The sequence below is a fragment of the Methylophilus aquaticus genome (genome assembly GCF_030769565.1).
GTDB classification, from domain to species: Bacteria; Pseudomonadota; Gammaproteobacteria; order Burkholderiales; family Methylophilaceae; genus Methylophilus; species Methylophilus aquaticus.
The window spans coordinates 1-4,591 of sequence record NZ_JAVCAP010000017.1 but is presented as its reverse complement, the minus strand read 5'-3'; the positions used below and the strand labels follow the sequence as shown (position 1 = coordinate 4,591).

3 protein-coding genes are annotated in these 4,591 nt (G+C 32.6%); all 3 read right to left on the bottom strand.

Annotation, left to right across the window (positions count from 1 at the left end; all coding sequences use genetic code 11):
• Window positions 1–572: 572 nt before the first annotated feature.
• From Q9291_RS08885 to Q9291_RS08875, 3 genes are read right to left on the bottom strand one after another with little or no spacing between them, the layout of a single operon-like run.
• The gene (locus Q9291_RS08885; RefSeq protein ID WP_306389687.1) at window positions 573–2,552 is read right to left on the bottom strand and encodes an AAA family ATPase; all 1,980 of its coding nucleotides are present in this window, start codon (window positions 2,550–2,552) and stop codon (window positions 573–575) included.
• Window positions 2,540–3,100 (bottom strand): hypothetical protein, encoded by a 561-nt coding sequence (locus Q9291_RS08880; protein ID WP_306389686.1) that lies wholly within the window; start codon window positions 3,098–3,100, stop codon window positions 2,540–2,542. Before Q9291_RS08880 ends, Q9291_RS08885 begins: the two co-directional genes overlap by 13 nt.
• Window positions 3,097–4,326: a hypothetical protein gene (locus tag Q9291_RS08875; RefSeq protein WP_306389685.1), complete on the bottom strand. Its 1,230-nt coding sequence runs from the start codon at window positions 4,324–4,326 to the stop codon at window positions 3,097–3,099. Before Q9291_RS08875 ends, Q9291_RS08880 begins: the two co-directional genes overlap by 4 nt.
• Between the last annotated feature and the right edge of the window lie 265 nt (window positions 4,327–4,591).

Here is a 4,591-nt window from a genome sequence, read left to right as displayed (position 1 = left end):
CCGGATGAGTTTTACTTTAAACACCTGCCCGCAACACCCAAGGCAGCTTAAACAGAATCGCAAGATATTTCACTTAAAACTTCAAAGATTCTGTCCAACTAAACGGGGCCACCTCTGAAAAAGGTGTTTTGAAGAAATTTTAATAGTGAAAAACTAATAATTTGATATAAAAATGATGAAATTAATTACCTAAATCCATCCATTTTTATTTTCTGCTGTTGCCCATATGTTGCCCATAGTTTTTTAGGCAAATAAAAAAGGGGCTCCCATCGCTGGAAGCCCCGTAGAATGGTGGTGAAAGAGGGACTTGAACCCTCGACCCCAGGATTATGAAGCCGTTACTCGACAAAATATAAAACCCTTATAAATCATATATTTACTAATAAAATCAATGATTTACTGCACCTTTCGAAAATTTTTTTTGTAGCAGAATGTAGCAGTTTATAGCAGATTATTGCATTCTTCCGTTGCCTATAAAGTGCCTACAGCTTGCCTAAAAAAGTCCATAAATTTAGTAAAATAGTCCTGGGGTCTGGAATCATTAATCCAAAATCTAATAAAAATTATGTCTATTAAAGAGGTTGGGATTGGCTTTTAGTTTTAAGCAAAGCGTTCGCTTTGTTGGGCAAGTATATAACACGATTGTTAGCTAGTGACTCTGGGTATTTGCTTAAACCAGTAGTGATAATGACTTGATAATCGTTTGATATACTTTGTAAATTGGAGAATTTATCCAAACAGTTTTTAAGGTTGCTTAGTTCAATTCCAGCAGTTTCTGGTGTGTCAATTAATAAAAAATGAGGGAAGGGTACATTTTCATCTTCTAAAGATAGAGTCAAAAGAGTTAAATAATACATTAATCTAATTGAAACTCCAGAGCTAGCCTCTTTGTATTCACCATCGTTAATCACAGGCAAGTAGGTGTCTAAACTAATACGAGCTGATCTACAATCTTCCAAAGTTTCGGTCATTAATAAATTGTATACATCACTAAAATCGTTAACTTTAGTAACAATTTCTTGTTTGGCTTTAACTTCAAGTCCTTGCATAATTAATTCTGCCGATTGATGAGCTTTTCTCTTAACTTCATATTCAGAAGACAATTTTTCATATTTATTTTCTAACTCAATCTTTTGATTCAGTAGACTGATTTGTTCTCTAATAGATAAAATCTTGTCATCAATATTGTTTAATGTTTCTATGTCAATAGGCTGATCTATGCTATCCAAAATACTCCTCAATTTCTTTTTTGCATTTTGAATATTGTTAGTTAATTGTTCAATATCACTATTTACTGATGTTATGTCTTCTTCACAGCCTTTAATTGCCAACTCAATAGTACTTACAGTTTTAGTTTTAGACTTAAGTATTTCTTTATATTCTTGAGAGGTATAAAAAAAACGTTCGTATTGTTGCTCATCAATTTCCGCACCACAAACACAATGCCCTGATACTCTCTCAACTTTTGTTAAGCAATATGGACAAGTATCAGCGGAGAATAAATTTAATTGGTCATGAGCATGTATAACTTTTATAACTTGAGTAATTTCTTTTGCAGTATTTTCTTTCAAAAAAAATAACTTTGATTTCTCGTCAAATAGAGATAGTAATTTTTCTTTACTTTCTGACAACCCAATTTCATCGCTGATGATAATAGACTTGCTGTCATCTAAAGCAATATCGATAGTTGTATTCGCTGTTCGATTGTTTTTAAAAGCCTCTCTAGAGTAATGTAATTTTTCTAGTTGCATTTCCTTTTGTTCTAGTTCAGTCATCAGAAAAGGCTTATTAATAACCTTCTCTGCACCCCTCAAATGGGCAATAATAGGCTCAAACTCATCTAGAAAATGTTTGGCGAGCAGTTTTTCCTTCTCAGCCTTTTTCGCCTCTACTATCGCATCATAATATTCTGATGAGGACTTACCTATTAATTGCTCAAAAATAGCTTTCCTTAATAGCTCTGAATCTGAAATATAGTTAGATTTAGTATCAATTTGTTTGTAGATTAACTCAGGGTTTGGCTGCTGATCGTGGTAAATCAAACGAAACAGTTCTGTAAAGTTAACTTTAAATGTTGAATATCCTTGATAAAGCTCTATTACAGATATATTGAGCTTCTCTAAAACCCAATCAGAAAAAATTCTGTTTCCAAAGCTACGATTTACGGGTAGCAGCTCTACTCCATCTAAGTTAACTAGATTAGTTTCAATTTCATTTGGAGTAGGCGGTTCAACATCAGAAATTGTAAATGGACTAACTGTGATATCGTTATCACCAATAAATCTTCTAAGATGATAATTTTCGGTATTGATTGAAATATATAAATCTACATAATTATTGGTGTCATTAACTATCTCTTTATGAGTCCTTGCTTCCTCTTTTAAGAACTCTTTTACTCTTCCACCCAAACCATAATAAATGAGATTGCAAAAAGTAGTTTTACCTGTCCCGTTATCACCTTCAATAAGAATTACATTTTCTGTGAATACTGGAGATTCAAAATAGTACTTATCCCCGTTATATTTGACTTTATTAATTCTTAGAGAGCCCATGTACTGATTCCTTGATCTTGGTAAAGTTTTTCAATCAATGTTTCAACACGAATCACACTAACTCTTTGAACAAACTTTGATAATCGCTCTAGATTATGTTTTTCACTCACAAATAAATTTTGATCAAAAAAACTATTAGGAAGTTTATCTTTAGCTAGGCTTACATTTACACCTGATTCTAAATTGCCCTTTTCTAATTCAATATATCCAGAAGCCTCTAATCTAAAAAGCAATTTAAGCACTTCACTCCTTTTGGTAAGACCGTTTGAGTAGCTTCTAAATAAATATTCTTTATCTAATCTATTAATGTTGCTTCTGCTTTTAGAAGCTTCCAAAATTGTGAGGAGATTCTCATCAGTTGCAAAGTCTACTAAAAAAACTAATTTCCTGTAATCCTTAAAATTTCTTGGTGAATAACAACTTAACCAGTCTAGAATTAAGAAAATTGCATATGTATAAAAATAAAAGTCATCCGAAGATGAGTACATTAAATTTTTCTTTACATCCGTATTGTCCGTTGCCGAGTTACCTTGAATATCTTCATTCATAATTTAGTATCGTCAAAAGCAAGAAAGCAACTATCTACTAAATCAAGAACTATTGCATTGATTGTATTCGTGTCTGCATTTGTATAGTTGTAAGTTGCCTTGAGTGTTGAAATGTCGTTTGCTGAAGTGGCTTGAAGTTGTTTTATTAAATTATCCAACTCTGCTTCAGACGATATTGCTGATTTACCATTTAAGTAGAAATAGTTTTCACAGGCTTCAAAGGCTCTATACTTTAATGACAAAAATGATTTATTGCTACTTGCTTGTTCAATTTTAGATCTAGCTGCTAGGCGAGCTAAATGTTTAATTTTTGTAGGATTGTACATCGGGTAAACAGCCAATATTTTTTCTGATAAATTTCGTTTATCAGTTATTTCTGACTCTATTTTCTTTACTTGCTCCCACAGTGGATCTAACACGGCTAACACATCCTCAGACTCAGCTTTTTTAAATATCATTTGTAGTTCAGAAGAATGTATAAATCTATTGGCATAATCACTTACTGACTGCTTTTCGTCTAGGGTATCAAGTATTGAACTTAGAATGAACTCTTCTTTATTATGAACTTTGTAATTCCAAAGTTTAGAATTTTTTATAAGATTCAATACGGTAACTTTTAATGCGTCTTCATCTTCTTGTTCAAAATGCCAAGATATTTTTTTAAGAAATTCTTCAAACTTATTAAGTGAGCAGTTCTCAAGTGTACTCAAATTGCCTTTATTATCTCTAAGCTTATATTGTGATTTGTACTCATCAATTAAAACTGAGTGAACCATCTTTAATAAGCCATCAGAAAATTCGCAGGACTTTAACATTTCTAATACAGGGGTCGGTAAAAGAGGTAGTGTAGTACCGTCAGATAGCTCACATTTCTTTTCCTTCCCAATTCCTGCTGTAGTATAAAAGCTAAACCTTAAGCTCGGGCTGGCGTCCCATTGATTTATGAAGATATCAAAAAAACTGACTAATGTATTTAAGACATTTGGAGTGTTAAGTGTAAAATTTGTCGACGGATTGTAATTTTTATCCTCCTCAAAAATTTTTGTAGTTTGAGATGTTGATACTTTTGTCAATGCAACATCTTCAATAACTTCAATTGCACAATAAAATAGTACTAAATTACTTTCTTCGATGCACTCTAGAAGCAATTTTGCGGCTCTAAGCTTTTGTAATCTGAAGCCTTTAGCTTTGTCACCCGCCTCTCGATTAATTGTTTTAGAATTCATTGACACCTAGTTAAGATTTTATTTTTGCATTTAGTTTTGTAAGGAAACACTATCTAACAGGATAACCTACCCATCAATTTTCAACAACTTAGGAAGAGATCAGTAGAACTATTAAAATAAGTTTTCACTAGTGTTATAAAATTTGTTAGAGGTGGACCCGGAAAACTGGACAGTGTTTTAAGTGATATTCTTGCTTAACCTTGCAGCCGATAGGCGGCAGAAAGCAGAGAAAGAAAGCAATGAAACGTACCCGAAGAACCCACGC